This window comes from Vibrio cyclitrophicus, assembly GCF_024347435.1.
GTDB lineage: Bacteria > Pseudomonadota > Gammaproteobacteria > Enterobacterales > Vibrionaceae > Vibrio > Vibrio cyclitrophicus.
In genome coordinates this window covers 1,085,244-1,112,126 of record NZ_AP025480.1, presented here as the reverse complement: position 1 = coordinate 1,112,126, position 26,883 = coordinate 1,085,244, and the positions used below count along the sequence as shown (strand labels likewise).

General features: G+C 43.9%; 20 protein-coding genes and 1 pseudogene. 10 read left to right on the top strand and 11 right to left on the bottom strand.

What is annotated here, in order from left to right; all coding sequences use genetic code 11:
• The first annotated feature begins 18 nt into the window (after positions 1-18).
• Complete coding sequence (locus OCW38_RS05150) at positions 19-519, top strand: YfbU family protein (RefSeq protein ID WP_010437350.1); 501 nt, start codon at positions 19-21, stop codon at positions 517-519.
• A 109-nt stretch (positions 520-628) separates the two neighbouring features.
• Here the strand turns inward: OCW38_RS05150 and OCW38_RS23035 are convergent.
• Positions 629-802 (bottom strand): annotated as a pseudogene (locus OCW38_RS23035) (MipA/OmpV family protein); the annotation flags it as partial.
• A 513-nt stretch (positions 803-1,315) separates the two neighbouring features.
• Here OCW38_RS23035 and OCW38_RS05140 point away from each other — a divergent pair.
• The 3 genes from OCW38_RS05140 (at position 1,316) to OCW38_RS05130 (ending at position 6,222) form a co-directional block, all read left to right on the top strand.
• The gene (locus OCW38_RS05140; RefSeq protein ID WP_261895315.1) at positions 1,316-3,250 is read left to right on the top strand and encodes a PrkA family serine protein kinase; all 1,935 of its coding nucleotides are present in this window, start codon (positions 1,316-1,318) and stop codon (positions 3,248-3,250) included.
• 126 nt (positions 3,251-3,376) lie between these two features.
• Positions 3,377-4,648, top strand: a complete 1,272-nt coding sequence (locus tag OCW38_RS05135) for a YeaH/YhbH family protein (RefSeq protein WP_261895313.1) — start codon at positions 3,377-3,379, stop codon at positions 4,646-4,648.
• An 11-nt stretch (positions 4,649-4,659) separates the two neighbouring features.
• On the top strand, positions 4,660-6,222 hold the full coding sequence (locus tag OCW38_RS05130) for a SpoVR family protein (protein WP_102386526.1): 1,563 nt from the start codon (positions 4,660-4,662) through the stop codon (positions 6,220-6,222).
• A 187-nt stretch (positions 6,223-6,409) separates the two neighbouring features.
• Here OCW38_RS05130 and sohB read toward each other — a convergent pair whose 3' ends face one another.
• A complete protein-coding gene (gene sohB / locus OCW38_RS05125) occupies positions 6,410-7,471 on the bottom strand; it encodes a protease SohB (RefSeq protein WP_022570679.1) in 1,062 nt (353 codons plus the stop codon).
• A gap of 143 nt (positions 7,472-7,614) precedes the next feature.
• Here sohB and OCW38_RS05120 point away from each other — a divergent pair, with 143 nt between their 5' ends.
• From OCW38_RS05120 to OCW38_RS05105, 4 genes are all read left to right on the top strand, one after another.
• Positions 7,615-8,355 carry a YciK family oxidoreductase gene (locus tag OCW38_RS05120; protein ID WP_010437335.1) on the top strand — a complete coding sequence of 247 codons (741 nt, stop codon included), beginning with the start codon at positions 7,615-7,617 and terminating at the stop codon, positions 8,353-8,355.
• Positions 8,356-8,509: 154 nt separating this feature from the next.
• The gene (gene imuA, locus OCW38_RS05115; RefSeq protein ID WP_010437334.1) at positions 8,510-9,217 is read left to right on the top strand and encodes a translesion DNA synthesis-associated protein ImuA; all 708 of its coding nucleotides are present in this window, start codon (positions 8,510-8,512) and stop codon (positions 9,215-9,217) included.
• Positions 9,218-9,220: 3 nt separating this feature from the next.
• Positions 9,221-10,690, top strand: a complete 1,470-nt coding sequence (locus OCW38_RS05110) for a Y-family DNA polymerase (protein ID WP_261895309.1) — start codon at positions 9,221-9,223, stop codon at positions 10,688-10,690.
• A gap of 109 nt (positions 10,691-10,799) precedes the next feature.
• Positions 10,800-13,877: an error-prone DNA polymerase gene (locus OCW38_RS05105; protein ID WP_261895307.1), complete on the top strand. Its 3,078-nt coding sequence runs from the start codon at positions 10,800-10,802 to the stop codon at positions 13,875-13,877.
• A 342-nt stretch (positions 13,878-14,219) separates the two neighbouring features.
• Here OCW38_RS05105 and OCW38_RS05100 read toward each other — a convergent pair whose 3' ends face one another.
• On the bottom strand, positions 14,220-15,161 hold the full coding sequence (locus OCW38_RS05100) for a chemotaxis protein CheV (protein ID WP_010437325.1): 942 nt from the start codon (positions 15,159-15,161) through the stop codon (positions 14,220-14,222).
• A gap of 169 nt (positions 15,162-15,330) precedes the next feature.
• On the bottom strand, positions 15,331-16,548 hold the full coding sequence (mlc, locus tag OCW38_RS05095) for a sugar metabolism global transcriptional regulator Mlc (protein ID WP_010437323.1): 1,218 nt from the start codon (positions 16,546-16,548) through the stop codon (positions 15,331-15,333).
• A 319-nt stretch (positions 16,549-16,867) separates the two neighbouring features.
• Here mlc and pyk point away from each other — a divergent pair, with 319 nt between their 5' ends.
• On the top strand, positions 16,868-18,316 hold the full coding sequence (gene pyk, locus OCW38_RS05090) for a pyruvate kinase (RefSeq protein WP_010437321.1): 1,449 nt from the start codon (positions 16,868-16,870) through the stop codon (positions 18,314-18,316).
• 121 nt (positions 18,317-18,437) lie between these two features.
• On the opposite strand, the gene ltrA is transcribed toward pyk, so the two are convergent.
• The 3 genes from ltrA to cydH all read right to left on the bottom strand — a co-directional run bounded on the left by ltrA (position 18,438) and on the right by cydH (position 21,889).
• Positions 18,438-19,721 carry a group II intron reverse transcriptase/maturase gene (ltrA, locus tag OCW38_RS05085; RefSeq protein WP_140150525.1) on the bottom strand — a complete coding sequence of 428 codons (1,284 nt, stop codon included), beginning with the start codon at positions 19,719-19,721 and terminating at the stop codon, positions 18,438-18,440.
• Between the two features lie 824 nt (positions 19,722-20,545).
• On the bottom strand, positions 20,546-21,757 hold the full coding sequence (locus OCW38_RS05080; protein WP_010437319.1) for a patatin-like phospholipase family protein: 1,212 nt from the start codon (positions 21,755-21,757) through the stop codon (positions 20,546-20,548).
• A 42-nt stretch (positions 21,758-21,799) separates the two neighbouring features.
• Positions 21,800-21,889 carry a cytochrome bd-I oxidase subunit CydH gene (gene cydH / locus OCW38_RS23030; RefSeq protein ID WP_099049783.1) on the bottom strand — a complete coding sequence of 30 codons (90 nt, stop codon included), beginning with the start codon at positions 21,887-21,889 and terminating at the stop codon, positions 21,800-21,802.
• 145 nt (positions 21,890-22,034) lie between these two features.
• Here cydH and OCW38_RS05075 point away from each other — a divergent pair, with 145 nt between their 5' ends.
• Positions 22,035-22,628, top strand: coding sequence for a porin family protein (locus tag OCW38_RS05075; protein ID WP_261895304.1), 594 nt, complete (start codon positions 22,035-22,037; stop codon positions 22,626-22,628).
• Between the two features lie 73 nt (positions 22,629-22,701).
• Here OCW38_RS05075 and OCW38_RS05070 read toward each other — a convergent pair whose 3' ends face one another.
• From OCW38_RS05070 to OCW38_RS05055, 4 genes are all read right to left on the bottom strand, one after another.
• Entirely contained in the window at positions 22,702-23,106 is a 405-nt protein-coding gene (locus OCW38_RS05070) for a hypothetical protein (RefSeq protein WP_010437311.1), read from the bottom strand.
• A gap of 177 nt (positions 23,107-23,283) precedes the next feature.
• Complete coding sequence (gene ptsG / locus OCW38_RS05065; RefSeq protein WP_010437309.1) at positions 23,284-24,714, bottom strand: PTS glucose transporter subunit IIBC; 1,431 nt, start codon at positions 24,712-24,714, stop codon at positions 23,284-23,286.
• Positions 24,715-25,158: 444 nt separating this feature from the next.
• Positions 25,159-25,926: a TatD family hydrolase gene (locus OCW38_RS05060; protein WP_016791519.1), complete on the bottom strand. Its 768-nt coding sequence runs from the start codon at positions 25,924-25,926 to the stop codon at positions 25,159-25,161.
• On the bottom strand, positions 25,917-26,882 hold the full coding sequence (locus tag OCW38_RS05055) for a DNA polymerase III subunit delta' (RefSeq protein WP_261895301.1): 966 nt from the start codon (positions 26,880-26,882) through the stop codon (positions 25,917-25,919). The genes OCW38_RS05060 and OCW38_RS05055 overlap by 10 nt, the downstream gene beginning before the upstream one ends.
• Position 26,883 lies beyond the last annotated feature (1 nt).

Genomic DNA, 26,883 nt, shown 5'->3' with positions numbered 1-26,883 from the left:
TTTAGTGAGGCTCATCCCATGGAAATGACCAATGCTCAGCGTCTAATTCTATCAAATCAATACTACCTAATGTCTCAAATGAACCCTGAGAACTCGGCGAAATACCAGCGTCTACAAACGATTGTAGAACGTGGTTACGAGCTCCAAATGCGTGAACTTAACAAAGAATTCGGTTGTTTGACTGAAGCTGAATGTCGTGAAATTATCGACATCATGGAAATGTACCATGCTATGCAAGAGTCGAACAAAATGCTTGCAGAGCAAGAGCGTGCTGAAGTTGACCAGCGTCGTCTTCAGTTCCTAGGTTTTGATATAGCATCTGAAGCTCAAATCGTGCATTACGTGCGTTTCCTTGTAGATTCTGAAGGTCTTTACCCTCAATTCGACAAAGCTGATCACCATTTCAACAGCCAAATGCCAATGTTAGAGAAATACCGCCGCATGTTAACAACATGGCGCAACTGTCCTCGTCAGTACCACCTATGTTCGACAGAACTATCTCAGATCTTTAGCGCTTAATACGTTAATAGATCAGCGATAACTTTTAAAAAGTTTCAAGAAAAGGGTTAATCATCATGAGTAACCCTTTTTTAATGTCAGCATTTAGAAAGAAAAACCAAAGCAACGAGAAGACGTAAGCAACACCGACGTTCACGGCCATGTTGATACCACTTTCAAGTATTGGGCTATGCTCTATATCTCCTTCAAGATTGATATTACGAACGCCACCAGTGATTCGGATATTTGGCGTCAAATGTAAGTAACCACCTAAACCAATAAAGTACTGACTATCGCCGTCTGCACATAGGGATCACAACTCGGTTTGACAGTGTATTTTTATAGACCGTTGATGAATAAGAAGCTGTAACGCCAAACGACCACTATGAGACTCTCGCGTATACATTTGTCGTTACTAATATTGCGGCGCCGATGACGACCGTTTCTAATCCATTATTCTTCGCTACATCTACCTATTTATTGAACAATTTTTGATAACGCCACGCCTTATATGGTTTTCAATCCCATAGAATTAATAGAGCTCAGTTATACGTCGAATAGGTATAAATACAGTATGGGAATTGGAAAGCTTCTTAAAATCACAAAACAAACGCTTAGCCACCTCGAATACAAAATAATTTCATTCTACTCACCTCAAGTTGCCCATTGCTTTCACAACACTTTCCACACGCAAAATTGTAAATAAATACATAATTGTTAAGCAAAATTGTGGAAGCGGGTCTAACCTTAAATTGTAGGGAGAGCCTATTTTTCAATCGCTCGTCAGTTTTGACTGGTTAACAAGGGGAATGTGACTATGAGTATTTTTGACCACTATCAATCACGTTATGAAGCAGCCAAGGAAGAAGAGCTGACACTGCAAGAATTCTTGGGGCTGTGTAAAGACGATAAGAGTGCTTATGCTAATGCTGCTGAGCGCTTACTACTGGCCATTGGTGAACCAGAGGTCATTGACACCGCTCAAGACCCTCACCTCAGCCGTATTTTCTCGAACCGAGTCATCTCACGCTACAGCGAATTTAAAGATTTCTACGGCATGGAAGATGCGATTGAACAGATTGTTTCTTACCTAAAACATGCTGCGCAAGGTCTAGAGGAACGTAAACAAATCCTTTACCTCCTTGGCCCTGTGGGCGGTGGTAAATCTTCTCTTGCTGAAAAGCTTAAAGCACTGATGCAAAAACTGCCAATCTATGTATTGTCTGCTGACGGTGAACGAAGCCCAGTTAACGATCATCCTTTCTGCCTGTTCGATGTAAACGAAGATGGCGACTTATTGAAGAACGAATACGGCATTGAGAAACGCTACCTTCGCTCAATTATGTCTCCGTGGGCAGCAAAACGCCTGCACGATTTTGGCGGTGGTATTTCCAAATTCAAAGTCATCAAGTTACGTCCTTCTATCCTCGATCAAGTTGCGATCGCGAAAACTGAGCCAGGTGATGAAAACAACCAAGATATTTCTTCTTTGGTTGGTAAAGTGGATATTCGTAAACTTGAGCACTTCTCCCAAGATGATCCTGATGCCTACAGCTACTCGGGGGCTCTATGTAAAGCAAATCAAGGTGTTATGGAATTCGTAGAGATGTTCAAGGCGCCAATCAAGGTACTGCACCCTCTACTAACGGCAACACAAGAAGGCAACTTCAACGGTACCGAAGGGCTTTCTGCACTGCCATTTGACGGTATGATTTTAGCTCACTCGAACGAATCTGAGTGGCAGACCTTCCGTAACAACAAAAACAACGAAGCCTTCCTCGACCGTGTGTACATTGTAAAAGTCCCTTACTGTCTGCGCGTCTCTGAAGAAGTTAAGATCTACAAGAAACTGCTTGAACACAGTGAGCTATCCAAAGCCCCTTGTTCGCCAAGCACACTCGATCTGCTATCGCAATTCAGCATCCTGTCCAGACTGAAAGAGCCGGAAAACTCTTCTCTGTTCTCAAAAATGCGTGTTTACGATGGTGAAACTCTAAAAGACACCGATCCAAAAGCGAAAAGCTACCAAGAATATCGAGACTATGCTGGTGTTGACGAAGGCATGTCTGGGCTATCAACACGTTTCGCCTTTAAGATCCTCTCTCGTGTGTTTAACTTCGACCAAGCCGAAGTCGCTGCTAACCCAGTTCATCTGTTCTACGTAATTGAACAGCAAATCGAACGTGAGCAATTCCCTCAAGAAACCGCAGAGAAGTACCTTGAGTTCTTGAAAGGATACCTAGTACCTCGTTACGTCGAGTTCATCGGCAAAGAGATTCAAACCGCATATCTAGAGTCTTACTCTGAGTATGGTCAAAACATCTTCGACCGCTATGTGACTTATGCTGATTTCTGGATTCAAGATCAAGAGTACCGCGATCCAGAAACAGGCCAGCTATTTGATCGAGCTTCACTGAATGGTGAACTGGAGAAAATCGAAAAAACAGCCGGTATCAGCAACCCGAAAGACTTCCGAAACGAGATAGTGAACTTTGTGCTTCGTGCCAAAGCCAACAACAACGGTCAAAACCCAGTCTGGACCAGTTACGAGAAGCTTCGCACTGTGATTGAGAAGAAAATGTTCTCCAACACAGAAGAGCTGCTTCCTGTTATTTCGTTCAATGCTAAAACCTCAACGGATGACCAGAAAAAACATGACGACTTCGTTGCTCGTATGATGGAAAAAGGCTACACCGAAAAACAAGTCAGACTGCTATCCGAGTGGTACCTAAGAGTTCGCAAATCCTCATAATGAAACGGTTTTGAGCTGTTCAGGTGAGCAGCTCGTACTAATCAATAACTTTATACGTTAATAAACCAATAACTCTTATACCCGAATAAAAAGTAGGATCGCGACATCAGCTGAGAGGGAGTTCTTATGGCACAATTTATCGATCGGAGGCTCAATGGCAAAAATAAGAGTGCTGTAAACAGACAGCGCTTCTTAAGACGCCATAAAGAGCAAATCAAAGAATCTGTGGCCGATGCAGTCAACCGACGCTCAATCACCAATACTGAAACGGGTGAGGATGTTACGATTCCTCATAAAGACATAAAAGAACCTAGTTTTCATCAAGGCCAAGGAGGTCGAAGAGAACGCGTTCATCCAGGTAACGATCAGTTCATTACCGGCGATAAAATCGAGCGCCCTAAAGGTGGTGGACAAGGTGGTGGCTCTGGCGAAGGTGACGCCAGCCCTGATGGCGAAGGTCAAGACGAGTTTACTTTCCAAATTTCCAAAGATGAGTATCTTGATATTCTCTTTGAAGACTTGGCACTCCCTAACCTTGAAAAAAATCAGGTCAATAAAATCACTGAATGGAAAACCCATCGCTCTGGGTATCAGAGTGCAGGGATTCCGTCCAACATTGCGATTGTACGTTCTCTACAGCAATCTCTCGCGCGTAGAACTGCCATGACAGCAGGGAAAAGACGCGAGCTGAATCTACTGATGGAACAACTTGACCAAGTTAAGATGACAGAACCCGCTCAACCATTTGAAGAGAGTCGATTAAAAGAAGAGATTGCCGAGTTACGTAAGAAAATCGAAAGCGTACCGTTCATTGACACCTTTGACTTACGTTATAAAAACTACGAGAAGCGCCCTATCCCATCTAGCCAAGCCGTGATGTTCTGTTTAATGGATGTATCTGGCTCAATGGACCAAGCGACTAAAGATATCGCTAAGCGTTTTTATGTTCTACTTTACCTATTCCTCAACCGAACCTACGAAAACGTCGATGTCGTGTTTATTCGCCACCATACACAAGCCAAAGAAGTCGATGAGCATGAGTTCTTCTACCCTCAAGAGACCGGGGGTACCATCGTTTCTAGTGCACTGAAATTAATGAAAGAAATTGTCGCCGACCGTTACCCAGCTAATGAGTGGAATATCTATGCGGCACAAGCATCTGATGGTGATAACTGGGCTGATGACTCACCTCGCTGTAAAGAGCTGTTGGTCAACACGCTTCTGCCAACTTGTCAGTATTACTCTTATATCGAAATTACACGCCGCTCTCACCAAACGCTTTGGCATGAATACGAAAAACTAGAAAGTAGCTTTGACAACTTCGCAATGAAAAACATCAAGACCGTAGAAGATATCTTTCCAGTATTTAGAGAGCTGTTCCAGAAAGAGACAGCATAAGGGGGCTTGCCATGACAGCGAAATCAAACATTGCAGATAGAGACAAGGCTGCGCAGAAGAAAAACGACAAGATGCTGCCTGACGGCCCTGACTGGACCTTTAACCTGTTAGAACAATACCACGTTGAAATTAAGCGTGTGGCCCAGCATTACCGTTTAGATACTTACCAGAACCAGATTGAAGTCATTACCTCTGAACAGATGATGGATGCCTACTCAAGTATTGGTATGCCTATCAACTATAACCATTGGTCATTTGGTAAGAAGTTCATTCAAACCGAACAAAACTATAAACATGGCCAAATGGGGTTAGCGTACGAGATCGTGATCAACTCGGATCCATGTATCGCTTACTTGATGGAAGAGAACACCGTCACTATGCAGGCGCTCGTTATGGCTCACGCTTGTTACGGCCACAACTCATTCTTTAAAGGTAACTATCTGTTCCAAACTTGGACAGACGCAAGTTCGATTATTGATTATCTATTGTTCGCTAAAAAATACATCGCGGATTGTGAGGAAAAATACGGTGTTTCAGAAGTAGAACAACTTCTCGACTCTTGTCATGCGCTGATGAATTACGGCGTAGACAGGTACAAACGCCCAGAAAAGATCTCGATTGCTGAAGAGACGGCGAGACAAGAAGAGCGTGAAGCTTATCTGCAATCTCAAGTGAATGAGCTATGGAGAACCGTTCCTCAAAATAAAAGTAAGGAAGAAACAACAAAAGTTCGTTTCCCGAGTGAGCCTCAAGAAAACATCCTCTACTTTATTGAAAAGAACGCGCCACTGCTTGAACCTTGGCAACGTGAATGTGTTCGTATCGTTCGTAAGGTAAGCCAGTATTTCTATCCTCAAAAACAAACACAGGTAATGAATGAGGGTTGGGCTACCTTCTGGCATTACACCATTCTGAACCACCTTTACGACGAAGGTTTGGTGAGTGATAAGTTCATCTTAGAGTTCCTACACAGTCACACCAGTGTGGTTGCTCAACCCGCCTACAACAGCCCTTATTTCAGTGGGATAAACCCTTATGCACTTGGCTTTGCGATGTTTAGAGACATCCGACGTATCTGTGAAGAGCCAACCGATGAAGATAAGGAGTGGTTCCCTGAATTAGCCGGCAGTGATTGGTTAGAGGCGGTTCACTTTGCGATGCACAACTTCAAAGATGAAAGCTTCATCAGCCAATACCTTTCTCCAAAGATCATTCGTGACTTTAAGCTATTCTCAGTACTCGACGACGACCGTAAAAATACCATCGAAGTTAGTGCAATTCACGATGATCCTGGCTATCGCTTGATTAGAGAAAAACTGGCTGCACAATACAACCTAAGTAACCTTGAACCGAATATTCAGGTGTTTAATGTGGATGTTCGTGGTGACCGTTCAATGACATTGCAATATGTCCCTCATGACCGTATCCCGCTTGATAAAGGCTACGATGAAGTGATGAAGCATCTCTATCGCTTATGGGGCTTTGATGTCATTTTGGAAGAGCTCAAAGACACAGGCCATAGAGAAATCCTCACGACGTGTCCAAAACGTAACGATTATGGATCCAAGATTTAATACCAATCAAAGTAAGTGATTGGTATAAGACTCCGCTCCCCCTACAACATAGTGGTCAACCCGCTCGGAAGTGGAGCAATAAAAAGCGCATAAGTCTGATGACTTATGCGCTTTCTTTTTAAGGCTCAAACGTCTTCAATAGACGCAAGGCACTAAACCTAGATACTAGAGCTAAAGCTAAATAAGCTTAAACAATCGGCTTTTGGCCACGTTCAATCAACTTCATCAGCACACTGTCTGCAGATTTACCTGCAACGCCTGCTAGCTTATCTGATAATTTTTTCTTTTGTACGTAGTGAATCGCTAGAACCGTCTTGTCTTTACATGCTGCTACGACTAAATCATCAGAAGTCCTGATCTCATCCACTAGCCCAAGTTCATGCGCTTGTGTGCCAAACCAGTGCTCACCCGTTGCTACTTTTTCAAGATCGAGTGCTGGGCGGTGATCACGGATGAAGTCTTTGAATAAGCCATGCGTCTCTTCGAGCTCTTCTTTAAACTTCTCGCGTGCTTTATCGCTGTTCTCACCAAACATAGTAAGCGTGCGTTTGTACTCACCCGCCGTTAGCTGTTCGAACTCAATGTCATGCTTTTTAAGCAATTTATTGAAGTTTGGCAGTTGAGCAATAACACCAATAGAGCCAACAATAGCAAACGGTGCAGATACAATTTTGTCCGCAATACATGCCATCATGTAACCACCACTCGCGGCTACTTTGTCTACCGAGATAGTTAGAGGCAAACCTGCTGCTTTGATGCGATCAAGTTGAGAAGACGCCAAACCATAGCCGTGAACCATGCCACCGCCAGACTCAAGCTTAAGCAATACTTCATCACCTTCACGAGCCACAGCCAACACCGCCGTTACCTCTTCACGTAACGAAGCCACTTCTTTCGCATCAATGCTGCCGTTAAAATCGAGAACGAATAGGTGTGGTTCACGCTTGCTATCAAGCTCACCCTCTTTCGCTGCTTTTTTCACTTCTTTGCCACGTGATTTTACTTTTTCTTTTTCCGCTTTCTTTTCTGCTTTATCACGGGCTTTGATGAAAGCATCATCATGTAGATGGTGCTCAAGTTGCTCAATCGTCTGTTTGTGATGTTCAGATAGGTTCGTGATTTCCAGCTCACCTTTAATCGCGCTTGATTTTCCACCCACCGATTTAGCAATCACTAAAATTGCAATGATGGCGATTACAACTGTCGCAATCTTGGCTAAAAACAAGCCGTAGTCCAACAAAAATTCCAATGTCATATCCCCTATTGTATGAATTAGTGTATTGTAACCATCTTGTCACGATTACCAAGAATTTCTCATCATTCCTGCGGTTATCTGTGTGATTTAACATCAATGGAATGACGAACATAATAAAAGAAAGAAGGATAAGCACAGTGGATTACCCAATCTCTACAGATGCCCTCAAAGATAAAGTAATTTTGGTTACAGGTGCCGGTGCTGGCATTGGTCGCCAAGCCGCACTAAGTTTCGCTCAACATGGCGCAACTGTCATTCTGTTAGGCCGCAATGTCAAAAACCTTGAATTGATTTACGACGAAATCGAAAGTTCTGGTTACCCGCAACCTGCGATTATCCCACTGGATTTAAAAGGCGCGACGAAACAGAACTACATCGACATGGCTGAAACCATTGAATCTCAGTTCGGTCGCTTAGACGGTCTACTGCATAACGCAGGTGTGCTTGGCACGTTAAGTCCGTTTAATCAAATCGATGAAGAAACGTTTGATGGCGTCATGCAAATCAACGTTAAAGCTGAATTTCTAATGACTCAAGCATTACTGCCAGTTATTAAAAAAGCGGAAGCCGGTCGTATTGTCTTTACCTCTTCAACGGTTGGTCACTCTGGCCGTGCGTTTTGGGGCACTTACGCAATTTCAAAGTTTGCAACAGAAGGCATGATGCAAATCCTAGCGGACGAGCTTGAAGACACTAACATCCGTGTAAACGCAATTAACCCAGGAGGCACTCAAACACGCATGCGTGCAAAAGCGTACCCAGGTGAAGATGCGAACAAGTTAAAAACGCCACTCGACATCATCCCGCTTTATCTACACTTAATGAACCCAAGTGTGACAGACATTAATGGCCAATGTATCGATGCTCAACCTAAGTAGCTGATATTATGAGCAATAACAAGAAGTCGCTTTAATAGCGGCTTTTTTTATATCCAAATCAATCATCTAACGCTTACTTCCGCTAATTTTCGTCATTTTGCTTTGCATCTTTTTCATTGTTAAATATACTGTATGTATATACAGGTATTTAATTATGCATGAACTAATAAAAAACTTACAAGACCGCCAGTTAATCTGGAAAGGATTACAATCAACAACGCTAGGAAGTACCACTTCGACAGGCTATCCTCAATTGGATAAGCAACTTGATGGCGGCTTCCCAACGCACGGTGTTATTGAAGTTGAGTCACAACAAGGGATCGGTGAACTTCGTCTACTCACTCCTTATTTAGCTCAACAAAACTCACAGAAACTGGCCATATTCATTAACCCGCCAGGGAAAATAGGTGCCGAGTTTTTTAGCAGCCAAAGGATTCAACTAGAAAATATTCTCGTTATCGAGCCTCAACGCGACCTCGATGCATTATGGGCCGCTGAACAGTGCCTCAAGAGTGGTGCCTGTCATTCTGTATTGTTATGGGGAACCAATCTCGAAATCCACCAAACCAAGCGCCTGCAAGCAGCAAGCGAAACGGGTAAGTGTCTGCAATTTCATTTTAAAGCCACCAGCCATAATCAGTTATCCCTACCCGTTTCTTTAAGCATGAAGCTGTCTTCTCACGCTCAAGGGTTAAAGGTTGAGATCACCAAAAGAAAAGGCAGTTGGTCGTATGGCAGCTTTATTCTAGACATGACACATAACTGGCCGTTACTCACAGAGCAAGTCGTTTATGAAGACAACTTAGACCGTGCTTTGTCAGGTAACACTGTGCTTGCTTTTCCTATTGCAAAGCAAGGCTAGCGTATGTTGTGGCTTTATCTGCACTTTCCATCTCTGCAGTTGGATACCTTGTTTAACTCTAATGAATTGGGTTCAAGCAAAGACTCACGCGAACAACCTATTATCATCGTGGATGAAAAAGATCACCATGTGCTGCAAGCTAACCCAGCCGCGCTGGAATCAGGCATAACACTAGGTATGGGGCTAGGATCTGCAGCGGCGCTTTGCCATAACTTACACGTTCACCCTTACATCATTGAGCTAGAGAAAAATAAGCTGAAAGAGATTGCTCAATGGGCCTATCTGGTTACATCCGACATGGCCTTACTGCCACCTAATGGATTATTGATTAAGGCCTCTAACATGCTGTCGCTTTACGATGGGCTAGATAACTACTGGCATGAACTCAAAAGCCATTTAGAAACGCTCAATATCCAGTTCAGCTTTGCCACGGGTTATTCGCCGCTTTCTGCAATCCTTTTAGGCAAGCAATCCATCAACCAAGCGACGAACAATGTTGAGCAAATGAAAGCTTGGGTAAGTCAGCAGGCGCTGAGTTCAAGCGAGCTTCCTGCTAAACAAGTTGAGCGCCTGAATCGTGTTGGTATCAATGTCGTAGAAGACCTATTAAAGCTGCCTTTGCAAGATGTCGCGCGCCGCTTTGATATCGACTTGGTGAACTATGTGGGTCGTCTTAATGGGCAGTTCAAGCACCCTATTGATTTTTATCATCCACCAGAGAGTTTCCAACAATATTTGGAGCTGCTGTTTGATATTGAAAACATCCTATTCATCGAAAAGCCTTTGCTGAAATTGTTGAATCAGCTCGAATGCTTTTTGAGGTTACGTGACCGAGTGGCTTTCGAGTTAACGCTGACTTTGCACCTAAGAAATAAAGACGACCACCCTGTCTCTTTTTATTCAGCACAAGGTGATTACCTTGCGACAAAGTGGGCAAATCTCACGCATCTCACCTTAGAATCACTAAAGCTCACAGCACCGGTTCAGGGGCTGACCCTATCCTTGGTTCGTCATGGAGAACCGCAATTGGCCTACCATGATCTTTTTGATGGTAACACAGGAACACTTGCCACGTTAGATTTGCTCTCACTACTGCAAGCAAAGCTTGGGCAAGCCTGCATTCAAACACCGAAAATACAATACGACCCAAGGCCAGAAAAGGCCAATCAGTATTCACTCCCAACACTGAGTAAACCTGTGTCAAAGAGACAAACTCCCTCAGGGAGCGAGCAACAAACCATAGCTCTCAGCGTCAACCAACAACGACTCAGGCCCAGTATTTTACTGCCAGAGCCCGAAGCACTAACCGAAAGCGTCACCTTATCTCAAGGCCCAGAGCGCATTGTGTCTGGCTGGTGGGACGGAGAGAAGATCATTCGTGACTACTTTATTGCTCACAGTGAAAACGGTCGATGGCTCTGGATATTTAGAACACCAGATAAACAGTGGTTTTTGCACGGCTTATTTAGCTAGTTTGTAAGACAGAAAGTAAGAAACTTCGCTATCTCGTCCGTTCTGCTTATTGAACTTCAACATCCTTTTTCAATCATATTCACTCGCAATGGTTAAGTGAGATTACGTTATGTCTCAGCAATACTCAGAGCTATTTTGCCAAAGTAATTACTCCTTCCTTGAAGGAGCTTCACACGCAGAGGAGCTTGTTTTACAGGCCGACTTCTTACGTTACAAAGCGCTCGCAGTTACTGATGAGTGCTCGCTGGCGGGCATCGTTAAGGTTCACTCAGCAATCAAGCAACATAAACTGTCGCTCAAACAAATTGTCGGGAGCATGTTTTGGTTAAATGAAGAGTGCCAAGTGATCTTGATATGCCCAAACAGAGAAGCCTATGCCGAGCTGTGTCGTATTATTACCAATGCGAGACGTCGTAGCAGTAAAGGACATTATCAACTCTCTGAGTGGGATATCATGTCGGCTAAGCACTGCTTTATTGTTTGGCTCCCTCAACAGAAAAATGAAGATGCACACTGGGGGCAATGGCTTTCTCAGCATCATTCAGGCCGGCTTTGGATCGGCTTACAACGACACCTAAAGCAAACCGATCAGCAGTACATCGACTATTGCGTCGAGATGTCACACCATCATCAACTGCCGATAACCGCTTGTGGTGGCGTGCTGATGCACAATGCTAACCGCTTACCCTTACAGCACTCACTCACTGCGATAAAATACCAAAAACCTATTACCGAAGTGGGCAGTCACTTACTCGCTAATGCCGAGCGCTGTTTACGAAGTATTAATAAGCTCTCTCATATATTCAAAGTTGAGTGGCTAGAAGAGAGCAACCGAATCTCAGAGCTGTGCGAGTTTGAGTTAGACAGCTTGCGCTACGAATACCCAAGCGAGCTGATTCCTCAAGGTGAGACACCCATGAGTTATCTACGCATGTTAGTCGAAAAAGGAAAACGAGCTCGCTTCCCGCAAGGCGTGCCTAACGACATTCAACAAATCATAGAGAAAGAACTGGGGCTGATTGACGAGCTTGACTACCCTTTCTTTTTTCTCACGATCCACGACATCGTCATGTTTGCCAAAAGCCAAGGGATTCTTTACCAAGGTCGAGGTTCAGCGGCCAATTCCGTGGTCTGTTACTGCTTAGAAATCACCTCTGTCGACCCAAGACAGATCTCAGTATTATTTGAACGCTTCATCAGTAAAGAACGTGATGAGCCGCCGGATATTGATGTCGATTTTGAGCATGAGCGCCGTGAAGAAGTCATCCAATACATCTACAAAAAATACGGTAGAGAACGCGCAGCACTTGCCGCAACTGTCATTTCATATCGCTTCAAAAGTGCAGTAAGAGATGTCGGCAAAGCTTTAGGGCTACAAGAAACTCAGCTGGATTACTTCATAAAGAACACCAACCGCAGAGACAAAAGCTTAGGTTGGCAGGCTCAATTAACTCAATTGGGGCTGCAACCGGACTCTTTGAAAGGTCAGCAATTTATCCATTTAGTTAATGAGATCATCGGCTTTCCACGTCACTTATCTCAGCACGTTGGTGGCTTTGTGATCTCTTCTGGGCCTTTGTACGAATTGGTTCCCGTCGAGAATGCAGCTATGCACGATCGAACCATCATTCAATGGGATAAAGATGATCTTGAAACCTTAGGGCTGCTTAAAGTCGATGTACTCGCGCTTGGTATGCTTTCTGCGATTCGTAAGTGCTTCGACCTGATCAAACGCATTCACGGGCGATCACTCACCATCGCAGAGATCACTCGCCTCAAGGACGATCCTCAGGTTTATGGCATGATTCAACGAGCAGACACGGTCGGTATATTCCAAATTGAGTCACGCGCGCAAATGAGCATGCTGCCAAGGCTCAAACCAAGGACTTATTACGACTTGGTGATTCAAATCGCTATCGTGCGTCCTGGGCCTATTCAAGGCAATATGGTTCACCCATTCTTAAAGCGTCGAGATGGTATTGAGCCAATCAGCTATCCATCTAAGGATGTTAAATCGGTACTGTCGCGCACCTTAGGTGTGCCGATATTCCAAGAACAAGTGATTAAGCTCGCGATGGTGGCAGCAGGGTTTACAGGTGGAGAAGCGGATCAACTCAGACGCGCCATGGCGGCTTGGAAGAAAAATGGTAACGTCTTTAAGTTCAAAAACAAGCTCATCGAGGGCATGCAAAATCGCGGTTATGAGACAGAGTTTGCTGAGCAGATATTTAAACAAATATGTGGTTTTGGTGAATACGGCTTTCCAGAAAGCCATTCCGCCTCATTTGCCGTTTTAGCCTATTGCTCAGCTTGGTTGAAATGTTACTACCCAGAATGTTTCTACGCGTCTTTGCTCAATAGCCAACCCATGGGCTTTTATAGCCCTTCACAGTTGGTACAAGACGCACAACGACACAATGTGGCGATTCTTCCAGTATGTGTGAACACCTCACAAGACAACCACATAGTCGTTGAACATCAGAATGGTTTAGCGATTCGCTTAGGGCTACGACAAATCAAAGGGTTCAGCGAGCATGGAATCCAAAGCGTGCTCGCCAATCGCCCACATTCCGGTTATCGCCATCCGAGCCAAGTGAAACAGTTGTCGATGAATAAGAAGGACATAGAGTTACTCGCGTCAGCTAATGCGTTACACAATGTTTCTGGTGACCGTTTTCAGACACGCTGGGCAATGATGGATTCAGCATCTGACTTACCGTTATTTAGTCAAGTTCACGACGACATAAAACACTCACTTCATCAACCCAGTGAAATGCAAAATTTATTAGAGGATTTCAGTAGTGTCGGGATTTCGCTAAATAAGCACCCTATCACCTTACTAGAAGAAACTAATCGATTAGGCCGCTTCACACATATGAAAGACTTAAAACAACAAAGACATAAATCCATGGTCACGGTCGTTGGTTTAGTCACTGGTAAGCAGTCACCCGGCACCGCAGCCGGTGTCACCTTTGTCACATTAGAAGATAACACGGGCAATATTAACGTTGTGGTATGGGGAGCCACCGCACGCGCACAGCAACAAGCTTATCTGACAGCGAAGGCTTTAAAGGTGCAAGGGGTCTTAGAGAAGGAAGGCGAAGTCGTGCATGTGATTGCGGGAAAGCTCATCGATATTACCGATGAAATTACTGGCTTGAACACCAAATCACGAGATTTTCATTAGTTGTGAATTATCAGTAACGGTAAAAATAGCCATGCCATCAAAGACCAACGAAAGAGACGTAAAAAACAGAAAAGGGAGCCTTCAGCCTCCCTTCAATAAAAATTGTTGAGCTATCACTCAACGTCAGCTTCCGTACGTCTTTTCTTAAATTCCCTATATAGTAATAAACTCAAAGTCATTACAACTTTAGAAGTTAACCATATCATTAAGAGAAACTGCCTTAGATTGTGTGTGAAAAGTTACGCTAATCGTTGAGCATATTTCGTTACGATAAATATGCTTCATCAATGTTAACAAACGTTTTCTATAAGATCATTAAAAATAACCGTACAGCAGGTTTAATTATAATAACTGACGCATTCTCTCTTGAGTCACTTCAACTAAGAGGTCAGGTTGAAATTTAGAAATGAAGCGGTTACACCCTACTTTTTCAACCATAGCTTCATTAAAACTTCCGCTTAATGAGGTATTTAGTGTGATAAATAGATCATGCATTCTAGGGTCAGTACGTACTTCATGAGTCAGCTTATAGCCATCCATTTCAGGCATTTCGGCATCAGTGATCATCAGCAGGATTTCTTGATTAATGTCTTTGCCTTCATCACACCATCCTTTAAGTAAGGTTAGCGCTTCTAAGCCATCACAGCACTCGATAATGTTCAAACCCAGTTGTGACAAGGTACCTTTAATCTGATTACGAGCGGTTGAAGAATCATCAACGATAAGCACGTTACGCCCAACCATTTCATTGGCTAGCTGCTCGTCTAAAACACCTTCAGAAATAGAAACGTCGTAATCAATGATCTCGGCCAACACTTTCTCGACATCGATTATCTCAACAATTTTATGCTGATCTTCTTCTTGAATATGTGTGATAGCTGTAAGGTAATTTGCACGACCCGCCGTCTTCGGTGGTGGCTGAATTTCAGTCCAAGTCGTATTCACAATATTACGGACTTGCCCAACCAAGAAACCTTGTACCGTTCGGTTGTATTCCGTAATGATCAAGTTACTTTCTTGAGACTCAGCACGTGATGGAGGAAAGCCAATCGCACTGCGCAAATCAATAACAGGAACAGATTCGCCACGCAAAGAGGCAACCCCTGTAATGTGATGGTGAGAGCCCGGTAAGCGAGTGAGTACTGGTACTTTTAAGACTTCTTTTACTTTAAATACGTTAATCGCGAATAATTGACGACTATTTAAGCTGAATAATAAGAGTTCCAGACGGTTTTCACCAACTAGCTTGGTTCTCTGATCAACCGAATTTAAAACGCCAGACATACAACACCTTAGGGACAAATAATAACTGTGGCTACAATAGCCTACTTCAATAGGTTAAAGCAAAGCGCCAATGCACAGAATGCTTAAACTAAGTACAACAAATAATGTTATACAAAGCTTAAGTACATGGAAAGGTTTCAGGTAAAGCTAAAAGACGGGTAAAAAGAAGTTAGCCTTCAATCACTTTCATTAATAATTGACCATCATATAAGGCCTGCTTGATAAGCGCGGCACCTGGCATGGTCGCCTGCTTATAGAATCGAGACTCCACTAACTCTAAGTCTTGATGGTAAACCGACAAGCTCTGCTCTTCGATACACTTTTGGATCGCAGGATACAACACGCTCTTTGCCTGATTGATAACGCCACCAACCAAGACTTTCTCTGGATTGAAAAGATTAATCACAATCGCTATCGCAGCACCTAAGTAACGACCTAACTGTTCGATCACTTCTACTGCAAGAGGGTCTCCATCGGCAGCGGCAGCACAAATCTGTTCAATAGTTACATCTTCAAACACTGTCAGTGTCGATGCTTCACCATTCGCCAATCGTTCTTTTACTTGATCACGGATCGCCTGGGAACTCGCGACCGTTTCTAAGCAGCCTCGGTTACCGCAGTGACAAAGTTTGCCCTGCTTATCGATCTGGATATGCCCAAGTTCACCAATATTACCATGTCGACCTTGCAACACTCGGCCGTCGAGAATGATCCCGGCACCTACACCGTGGTGAATTGAGATAAGAACAGAATTATCGTTATCTTGTGAGTGACCAAACAGCTTCTCTGCTAATGCCCAAGCTCGGGTATCATTGGCGATAAAGACAGGTAGCCCCGTTTCTTTGTAGATCTCAGGACCCAACGCTAAATTTTTAACGTTGTAGTGCGGCATTTGCAACACAATACCTTGCTCAGAATTGACCAAACCTGGCAATGTGATTGCAATACTCGTCACCCTGTCGAGTTGTTCAGCATAAGTTTGGAAAAACTCATCAATCTCATGCAGAAGACGTGCAAGTACATCATCTTGATCACGTTCATGAATATCAATTTTAGTATCGATAAGCACGTCGCCACCCAACTCATGAAGTGCGATGGTCAAATATCCACGACCAAGACGCATTGACAAAAATTGCCAACCCTCGTTATTGGTTTGCAAACCGACAGCAGGACGCCCACGAGTAGTGGCTTCTTGAACCGTGGTTTCGTGAATGAGGTGAGCTTCAATGAGTTCACGGGTAATTTTAGTAATACTCGCCGGAGCCAACTCACTTTGCTTGGACAGATCGATACGAGAAATAGGACCTCTAAGGTCAATTAGTTTATATACACGACCAGCATTGACCTGTTTGATATGATCAATATGGCCCGGTTGAGCCATGTACATTTTACGCTCCAGAAATCATCAACAGGTTAATTTTTTTACTTTGCGAAGTAATTGTGAAGTCACTTGGTATATCGCCGTGACCAGTATCACGTATATACATGAATCTTTGTGTATCTAGTCAAATAGTTTGAGAAAAATTAACACCCATATCGATAAATTGAGACTTAATTTTCAGAATGAAACATCGCATTTTTGCTCTGAATTCAATAATTGGAGACAAATAAAGAAATATCTCCCTAGCTCCCAATAAATTATCAATTAATGCATATACTTAATTCAGTCTTTTGAAAGATTACTTGGTCTCACTCTAGGAGTATTCATGACAGCCGAATTAAGAAAAACGAAAATCGTCACAACGCTAGGCCCCTCTACTGATAAAGGTAACGTGCTTGAAGAAATCATCAAAGCAGGTGCCAATGTCGTCCGTATGAATTTCTCGCACGGCACTAGCGAAGACCATATACAACGCGCAGAAAACGTCAGAGCGATAGCAAAAAGACTCGGCACTCAAATCGCTATTCTCGGTGACTTACAAGGTCCCAAGATTCGTGTGTCGACATTCAAAGATAACAAAATACAACTTACCGTCGGTGACCAATTTACGCTCGACAGCAGCCTAGGTTTAGGTGAAGGCGATCAACAAGCCGTCGGTCTTGATTACAAAGAGCTCCCTAACGATGTATCCGCTAACGACATTCTGTTACTCGACGATGGTCGTGTTCAATTAAAAGTCACCAAGGTGGAAGGCTGTCGCGTTCACACAGAAGTCATCATCGGTGGTCCTCTTTCCAATAACAAAGGCATTAACAAAAAAGGGGGGGGGCTTTCCGCAGAAGCGCTGACAGAAAAAGACAAGCGCGATATCGTCACTGCAGCTCAAATCAAAGTCGATTATTTGGCCGTTTCTTTTCCTCGCAACGGTGAAGACATGCATTACGCTCGCCAGCTTGCACGGGAAGCTGGCTTAGAAGCTCACCTTGTCGCAAAAGTAGAGCGAGCAGAAACAGTAGCAACAGTTGAGAACATGGATGACATCATATTAGCCTCAGATGTGGTCATGGTGGCCCGTGGTGACCTCGGAGTGGAAATTGGTGACCCTGAGTTGGTAGGAGTACAAAAACAGCTTATACGTCGTGCTAGAGCGCTTAACAGAACCGTAATCACCGCAACGCAAATGATGGAGTCGATGATCTCCGCGCCAATGCCAACCCGCGCAGAGGTGATGGATGTAGCCAATGCCGTACTTGATGGCACCGATGCTGTCATGCTTTCGGGGGAAACAGCGGCGGGCGATTACCCAGTAGAAACCGTGAAATCAATGGCAGAAGTCTGTATTGGTGCAGAGAAAATGGCGGGCATTAATAACCAATCTAATTACCGTATTGACCGCACCTTTGTTACCGCCGAAGAAACCGTTTCGATGGCGACCATCTACTCAGCAAACCATATGGAAGGCATTAAAGGCGTAGTCACTCTCACCGAGTCAGGGCGAACTGCACTGATGATGTCTCGCCTGAGTGCCGACATGCCTATCTATGCCCTGTCTCGTAACGAAGGAACGCTTAATCGTTGTACTTTATACCGAGGCGTGACGCCTATTTACTTTGAAACAGAGGCCAAAGACAGCTTTGATATTGCACTATCAACATTAGATTGCCTGAAAGAAGAAGGATACCTTAAATTTGGCGACCTCGTGATCGTCACCCAAGGCGATATTATGGATGTGGCGGGGTCAACCAACTGTATGAGAATCCTACCGGTCACATAAGTCTAATCACTAGAGTCTAGAATCCTAGGTTTAGGCATAAAATTAAGAAAACATCGAGTAGGGTGAGGCGTTACCGCCTCATCCCTCTCACAGAACCGTACGTACGGACCTCGTATACGGCTCATGCACACTTCCATTCAGCATATTGGCTGAACACATACCCTGTCCTTATTGTCCCAAGATTTACCAATCCTTGGTCATTAAACCATTGATTTGGCATCGCATAGCTTGATAGTGGACTCGCTGCACTGACCCAACTTGTCATTGAGATATGCTGGAACGGCGGCTTATACCCTAACTGTTTTAACTTTCGATGTAAGCGTTGAGGCTTCTTCCAAAGTTTCAACTGGATACTACGCAGTCTTCTTCGTAGCCATCCTGCTAGTCTTGAGAACTCCCTGCTGCTATTGGTGATCCTGAAGTATTGGCTGAACCCTCTTAACACTGGGTTTAGATCTTTTATGACTTGCTCAAGTGGCTTACCGCACCCTCGCTTCGTCATTCGCTTTAACTTGCTTTTGAACACTTTCAGTTTTTTAGTTTGAATGCGGGTAAATTGACTCCCGATTTCTACACCTAAAAACTTCACGCCATCACTGCTGTGCGCTATATGTGATTTCGTCTGGTTCACTGTGAGTTTAAGCTCTCCTTCTAAGATCTTCGTCGCTTGTGCAAGGGCATTCTCTGCCCCTGCCTTGCTACGACAGAAGATGAGTATGTCATCCGCATAACGAACGATCCTATGGCCGCGCTTTCGCATTTCCTGATCGAACGCATCAAGGTAGATATTGGCTATCAAAGGACTGATAACACCACCTTGTGGACTTCCTAGCTCTGTCTCCTGCCAACTACCGTCTATCATCACCCCACTTTTTAGAAACTGTTTTATCAGCTCTAATACACTGCTATCTGTGACTCGTTTTCTGATGCTTTTGATAATCAACTCGTGGTCGAGTTTGTCAAAGCACTTCGACAAGTCCATATCTACAACGTGTTGTAACCCGTAACGCCGGATGAACATCGTGGATTTGTTGATTGCATCGTGACAGCTTCGATTCGGCCTATACCCAAAACTTGATGGGTGAAATTGCTCTTCGAAGATGGGGGTGAGGATATCGTTGAGCGCTTGTTGGACAACTCTATCCCTAACTGTTGGGATCCCGAGCAATCGCACCCCTCCGTCTTCTTTGGGTATCTCTACCCGTTTGACTGGCTGAGGTTTGTATTGCTTGGTTTTAAGTTCAGAGAGGAGTTGATCGAGGTTATCACTCAGATTTTCGGCGTAGTTGCTCAGGCTCTGCTCATCTATTCCAGCCGCGCCTTTCGCTTTCTTTACCTTTTTAAACCCTTTATACAGCCTCTCTTTGTTGAGTAGATGACCATATAAGCTGTAATAAACTCGCACTTTCTCTCCTTGGATTGTGTGCTGTGTGGGGACAGGTGTTTCATCTTCAGCGTGGGTGTTATTTCTCTCTGCTGTTCAGCCTTCTAGCTCAGTGGCAATTTACTGAAGTGAGTCAGAGTTACTCCCCTATACGGTTTCTTAGCGCAGTATCTTGCTTCCACAATCAACCAAACTAGGAATACCCCGATAGCGATTCGGTTTGGGTATCACTGAAAAAAAAAAAACATCTGTTCATCACAGACTTAAAGTGTACTTCCTCCCTTCGCAACACTGAGTGCTTTTGGCATTTCAGTGCTCCATCAGACTTGATGCTGCTGGTCAGCTAAGTTTTCTCCTCCACACCATTACTGGGCTTCTCTGGCTTAGCCTTACTCACTACTACGGATTCATCTGCCACCTCGCACCAACACACCTCTTAGCTTTCGCTTCGAGTTTGTGCTTCCAGACTGTCTGGATGTGGTGTCAGGCTTCCCCAGTTACTGCACTGGCTCCCTGTTAACAATGCCACCCTCAAGCACAGCATAGGTCTGACTGAGTATAGGGCTTCGCGCTATTTCGGACGCTTACCCACCTATACTGCCGAAGCAGGTTTACTTGCGTTGTGTACTGCTAACTTCCTATCGCTTCCTTCAGACCCTGCCGTTAGCCAACAACGCCCTTGCGATTCGGATTATCTTCCCCTCAGTCGGGGTGATTCAGGTTTCTTTCAACCTGACGGGTTTGCCAGCTTCGCTGGGCAAACAAAAAAGGGTTATCGAACCAAGTTCAATAACCCTTTTTCACTTCAAAATATTGTCGGTCTAACTACTTATTGCCTGCGAGCATTATTTATCAACAACGCTGGTGGCAAGCTGTGACATGTGTGAACTACGAGCGTTCTCTGTTGACGTATAAGTTTCGACAAATCGGTAACCCGCCTCTAAACCCAATTCGTAGTCATGTAGCAAATCTTCTTTGTCACTCATTAATGAACTCGATTTAAGCGGCTGACTAGGTGCTATCTGGACCACAAACGCATCATCGGGTGGTGAGTTAAGAAAGTTTTGAGTTAGCGAGTAAGTTTGATAATGAACCATCAACATATCAGCTAAGCCTGAATCAAACTTATCACCAATCAAATGGCTTAAACGATAGATATCATCAGCACCAAACAACCATCGACCGCCATTTAAAAGATCCAAATGTACCCTGTCGCGCTTTTGCTCTTTTGAACTCAAAATTTGTTGTTGAAAGAACGAGCTCCAATCGGTTTTCCATTGGTCTACTTTTTGTTGCCAATGACCTTGAACATTATTCAACGAACCACGAAACCACTCAAGTTCTTCTACAGAGGCTCTGTTGCTCTTCGCTAAAATTGGCTTATTGTGATCCTGAATGGGTAAGTCAACATTCGACTCAAAGGTAGGTTCGGTTCTAATGACAACAATAGATCGAGCCTGACGGCGCCAAGCTTCTTGCACAGGAATAGCAGCCGAAACACCACCGTCTACGTATGTTCCATTACCAATCAGTATTTCATCATTGTATAAACGAGGGATGGCGCACGTTGCAATCATCACTTTATACCAATCTTCACCCAGCAAAGGGAAGTAATGGTCTTGAAGGTCTTTCGAGTCGGTTACCGCAGCAAAGAGTTGTCGAGCGCCCAGGGTTTGTCGCCCCAAATCAAGATCGAGCTTATATGGGTAAGCCATGATCTGCTCCAACGCCCACTCTAACCCTAAGTTCTTACGATGTCTTATGTAAGAAAACAGATTAAAGAATTCTGGTGCTGTGGTGAGATCGAGAACAAAAGAACGGCCTAGGCCTTTATCACGGCACAGATAGGCACATAAATTTAAAGCACCTGCGGAAGTACCAAAAAATTCATCAAAGGGGTCAAAATTAGAAAGAAGAAAGGCATCCAGCACTCCAGAAGTAAAAATACTTCTCTGTCCGCCACCTTGAGCGACCAGTGCTGTTTTTCCAGCAATAAACTTAGCGTAATAATCCAAGTCTATTGCTGTATCAATATTGGTTATGAGCCCACTATTCATTAATACCCTGAGTATGAAAACCCAGCCTCACGATAAATGGTATTAACTACCAATCGCAATAAAACCAAATGAAAGAATGATTGTGTAAATTAACACCGTTATTTGTAGGGCATTTTTCAGATTATGGTCCATAGACACCTCTGGCTTATTATTAATTTGTTGAGTCTCTATTTAAGTACTATCAGGTGTGTGAAGTATCTTCAAGAATCGTCGAAATTAGTCGCACAATATTGATGTAACCATCACAATTAGTAAGTGTATGGATAAGGATATACTCATGAATAACAACGTAAATATGATGGCCTTAATTGCGTTTTTCTCCGTGTCGGGCGTATATGCGTCTCCAGAGATCATCATTACTCCCATGGTAGGTTATACCGGTGGTGGCAGTGTCGAAGACCAGGATGGTAAAACCTTTGACATGGAAGGCTCAGAAAACTTCACCTTCGCAATAGAAACCCCATTAGAAAAAGGACGTATCGGTTTTTTCTATTCCAACCAAAGCTCTGAGTTAGAATCGCTGGATCTTAGCTCCTCAATCCAATACTTGCACTTTCAAAGCAGTATCTACTACCCTGCATCGCCTATGTTATCTGGCTACCTAGGGCTAGGTCTCGGGGCATCATACGTTGATGTGGATTGGGCGAAGGACAAGTATGGATTCTCAACCTCAATCTTTGGCGGCTTGGAATACAAGTTTAGCGACCGCTTAGCGCTGAACACCCAGGTGCGTTGGCTAGGTACGGTTGTCGATAACGACACATCTGGTGTGTGTTACATCCCTAGTACGGGTCAAGAGTGTATTATCCGCTTTGATACTGATTGGATGAACCAATTCCAAGCCAATGTCGGACTCAGTTTTACGTTCTAATTACGGTAGCTGATAAAACGAAAAAGCCAGCTCGATGCTGGCCTTTTCATTCTAAAAACGGTGTAAGTTCATTTTAGAACTTATAAGTCACACCCAGTGCACCACCGACTTGTAACTCAACACCTTTATACATGTCGAGTTCAGGATGAACTTGTGCGTACGCATTCCAACCTTCGTAGAAATTCACTTTCACGCCTAAAGGTACTCGCAAACCAAAGTCATCATTCCATTCAGCCCACGCACCTGCACCGACATACCAGCTCAACGGAGCTTCCGTCTCAAACTGACCACGCTTCCAAATGTAGTCAAATGCAGCGCCGTCATTGCCAATAGTTGCGCGATACTTCTGATCAAACTCCACAACGACACTTAGGTCTTGGTCAATAGCGAGACCAACTTCTAAATCTGGAGCTTCAGAAGCATGGGCAAACGAGACCCCGCTGCAACACATAAGGCCGATCAAGTAACGATGTTTCATAATATTCTCAGACTGTTTTAAAAAACGATAGGTTACATGAATCACAAACAGTGGTGTCATCGTAAAGTTAAAGATAGCAGATTGAGCTCACAGAGATTAAACGTATCAAGATCTTTCATAGAGCAAAAAACCAAAAAGGAGGCCTAAAGGCCTCCTTTCAATTTATTGAATCAGTGATTAACCGTTGTTACGGATCCACTCATCCATGTCTGTCTTAAGGTTGTCAGACTTAGTACCGAAGATAGCTTGTACGCCACCAGCTACTACGACTACACCAGCAGCACCTAGTTTCTTCAGTTTGTCTTGGTCAACAATAGCTGTATCAGCAACTGCAACACGTAGACGAGTAATACAAGCGTCAAGACCAGTGATGTTAGCTTTACCGCCAAATGCAGCAACTAGCTCACCAGCAAGTTCAGAACCAGTAGCAACTGACTCTTCTTCAGTTTCGTCTTCACGGCCTGGAGTTTTAAGGTCAAGAGCTTTAATCACAGTGCGGAATACGATGTAGTAAATCGCAGCGTAACCAATACCACATACAACCATTAGACCCATCTTAGACGCATTGCCAGATAGAACTAGGAAGTCGATTAGACCGTGAGAGAAAGATGTACCGTGTACAAAACCTAGAGTGTTCGCAAGAACGTAAGCAGAACCAGCTAGTAGAGCGTGGATTGCGTACAGTACAGGAGCAACGAATAGGAATGAGAATTCGATTGGTTCAGTGATACCCGTTAGGAATGAAGTCAACGCAGCAGAAGCCATGATGCCCATTACTTTAGCGCGGTTTTCAGGTTTAGCCGAATGTGCAATTGCGATTGCAGCAGCAGGTAGACCGAACATCTTGAACATGTAACCACCAGCTAGCTGACCGAAGCCATTGCCCGCAGCACGAGATGCGTCATCAGCAACTAGGTAACAAGTAAGAACACCGTTTTGAGTTTCACCAGCTGCGTTTACACAAGTACCAGCTTCGAAGAAGAAAGGTACGTTCCAAACGTGGTGAAGACCAAATGGAATCAGAGAACGCTCAACGATACCATAAATACCAAACGCCACTTGTGGGTTTTGGTGAGCTGCCCAATCAGAGAACGCAGAGATAGCGCCGCCAACTGGTGGCCAAACTACAGAAAGTAGGATTGCTAGACCAATCGCAGAGAAACCTGTGATGATTGGCACAGCACGCTTACCAGCGAAGAAGCCCAGGTATTCTGGTAGTTGAATACGGAAGAAACGGTTGAATGCCCAAGCAGCAACACCACCGACTAGGATACCACCTAGTACACCAGTATCGATTTTATCAACGCCCATTACACCGGCCATTACGCCTAGTGTAGCAGTCATGATGCCGTAACCAACGATAGCAGCTAGACCCGCTACACCATCGTTGTTAGTAAAGCCAAGTGCCACACCTACTGCGAACAGTAGTGCCATTTGACCGAATACTGAACCACCAGCTTGTTCCATTAAGTTTGAAACAATTTCTGGAATGAAAGGAAGGTCTGCTGCACCGACACCTAGCAAAATACCCGCAACTGGTAAAACTGATACTGGTAGCATCAGAGACTTACCAACTTTCTGCAGGCTAGCAAAAAGGTTCTTAAACATGTTTATGCTCCTGATAAAGATAAAATAATTATATGGGTTCTAACGGCACACCCCCGTAGCCTTTATGTTAGCACCCTGCGAAAATGTAACCATGTATTGCATTATATTTTCTGCCGCTAAATATATATTGATGGGGAACTAACTTTCTAGTCACTTACGAAATTTAGTTTCAAAACACGTCTTGGATCACATGTCAAATCTAGAAATGCAATCCTTTACAAGAGTCTAATACACTGAAAAATAAACATATTTTTTGAAGGTCTTATTATTTTACTGGGTGAATAAAATAGGAGTAAATGTTATTTTTAGTAACAAAATTACAAATGTTATAAATAGCCCTCTCAAGTTCAACATAATTCGTAAACATTAAAAAAAAACGCACTTTTGGTGATCAAAAACACAAAAAGGGAGCTTTCGCTCCCTTTTATTTACTTACGTAGTTTTTTATCGCAAAAAAAGTTTTTGGTAATTTCTGGTCGTTTGTTCAGCAACCTCTTTCATCGACAAACCTTTCAATTGCGCGATATATGCGGCAACTTCTACTACATATGCAGGCTGATTCTGTTTGCCACGATATGGAACTGGTGCCAAGTATGGAGAATCAGTCTCAATCAATAGCCTATCGAGAGGCAGATTCTTGACAACCTCTTTCAGTTCTGTGGCCTGTTTAAAGGTAACGATTCCTGAAATTGATATATAAAAACCTAACTCCATCGCTGCTTCAGCGAACGATTGATCTTCAGTGAAGCAGTGAATAACACCGCCACACTTTTCAGCACCGCCATCACGTAAAATAGCCAACGTGTCTTCACGAGCGTTACGAGTGTGAATGATTAATGGCTTATTAAGCTCTACAGCGAGCTCTACATGTTGCTTAAATCGTAGTTGCTGTAGCTCTGCAGTCTCAGGCTGATAGTGATAATCAAGACCAGTTTCACCAATCGCCACAACCTTTGGATTACTCGCATACTCGCGCATTCTTTCTAAACAGAAATCGCTTTCTACATCGAGAGGATGAACACCACAAGAGGCTTTCACGTTATCAAACGGTGCGATCATATCGAGCATATTTTCGAACGAATCTAGTGTCACACCAACAGAAAGCAGCTGCTCAACGTTTGCTGCTTTTGCCTTGTTAACGACATCTTCCACACTAGTGTGTAAATCTTGGTAATCTAGCTTGTCTAAATGACAATGGGAATCTACGAACATGTTTCCTCGCAAGTGGCAATTAGCCAATTCATTATGAGTAGCTCCGTATTGAGCCCAGGGTGTTGTTTTAACTTCTCAATCAATGTCAGCAGTTTATTCGAGGCGGCATAAGCACTTTGGTAAGACATCACCTCAAACAGTGCTTTCGCACCTGGTGTAATAGCTTTATTGGTCAAGCCGAAATGCAGCTTCTGTACATCGGAGAGTAAATGCCATAACCAACCAAGTTGAATCAAAGGGTCTTTACCAAGCTCTGTAGAGAATTTTAACATGTCAGGTTGAGTACCTTTGATAACATTCACAAAGCCATCTAGCGCTTTAGTTGAAGTATCAACACCACCTTGTTCAAACATCACCTTTGCTTTTAAAGGCGCGTTGTCATTCAGTGTTAGAACATACGGTGGAACGGCTTTACCCACTTCATTATCTAACCATGCAGAACCAACGTCTAATTGAGGACTCACCACATTAAATTGCTGGCAACGACTTAGGATAGTTGGCATCAAGCGATGGCTGTTACGCGTAGAAAGAATGAAAATACACTTGCTTGATGGCTCTTCCAGCGTTTTTAAAAGCGCATTCGATGCAGATTCGTTCATTGCTTCAGCAGGCTCAAGCAAGATGACACGTACACCCCCTAGCTGTGAAGACTGTTGGGCCCAGCGGTTACTCGCACGCACTTGGTCAACCGTGATCGACTTACCTTCCTTTTCTGGTGAGAGTACATGGAAGTCAGGATGGCTTCCCGACTTCATTAACTCACAGCTGTGACAAAAGCCACAAGACTCACTTTCATAATTAGTACACATTAATGACGCAGTAAGTTGGCCAATCAGCGCATCAACGCCAAGCCCTTCCGGCGCATTAACAATAACAGAATTGGGAAAGCGCTCTGCATCGAGACTTTTTTTCCACTCACTCCATACGGGAGCAAGCCAAGAATACACTTCAGCCATG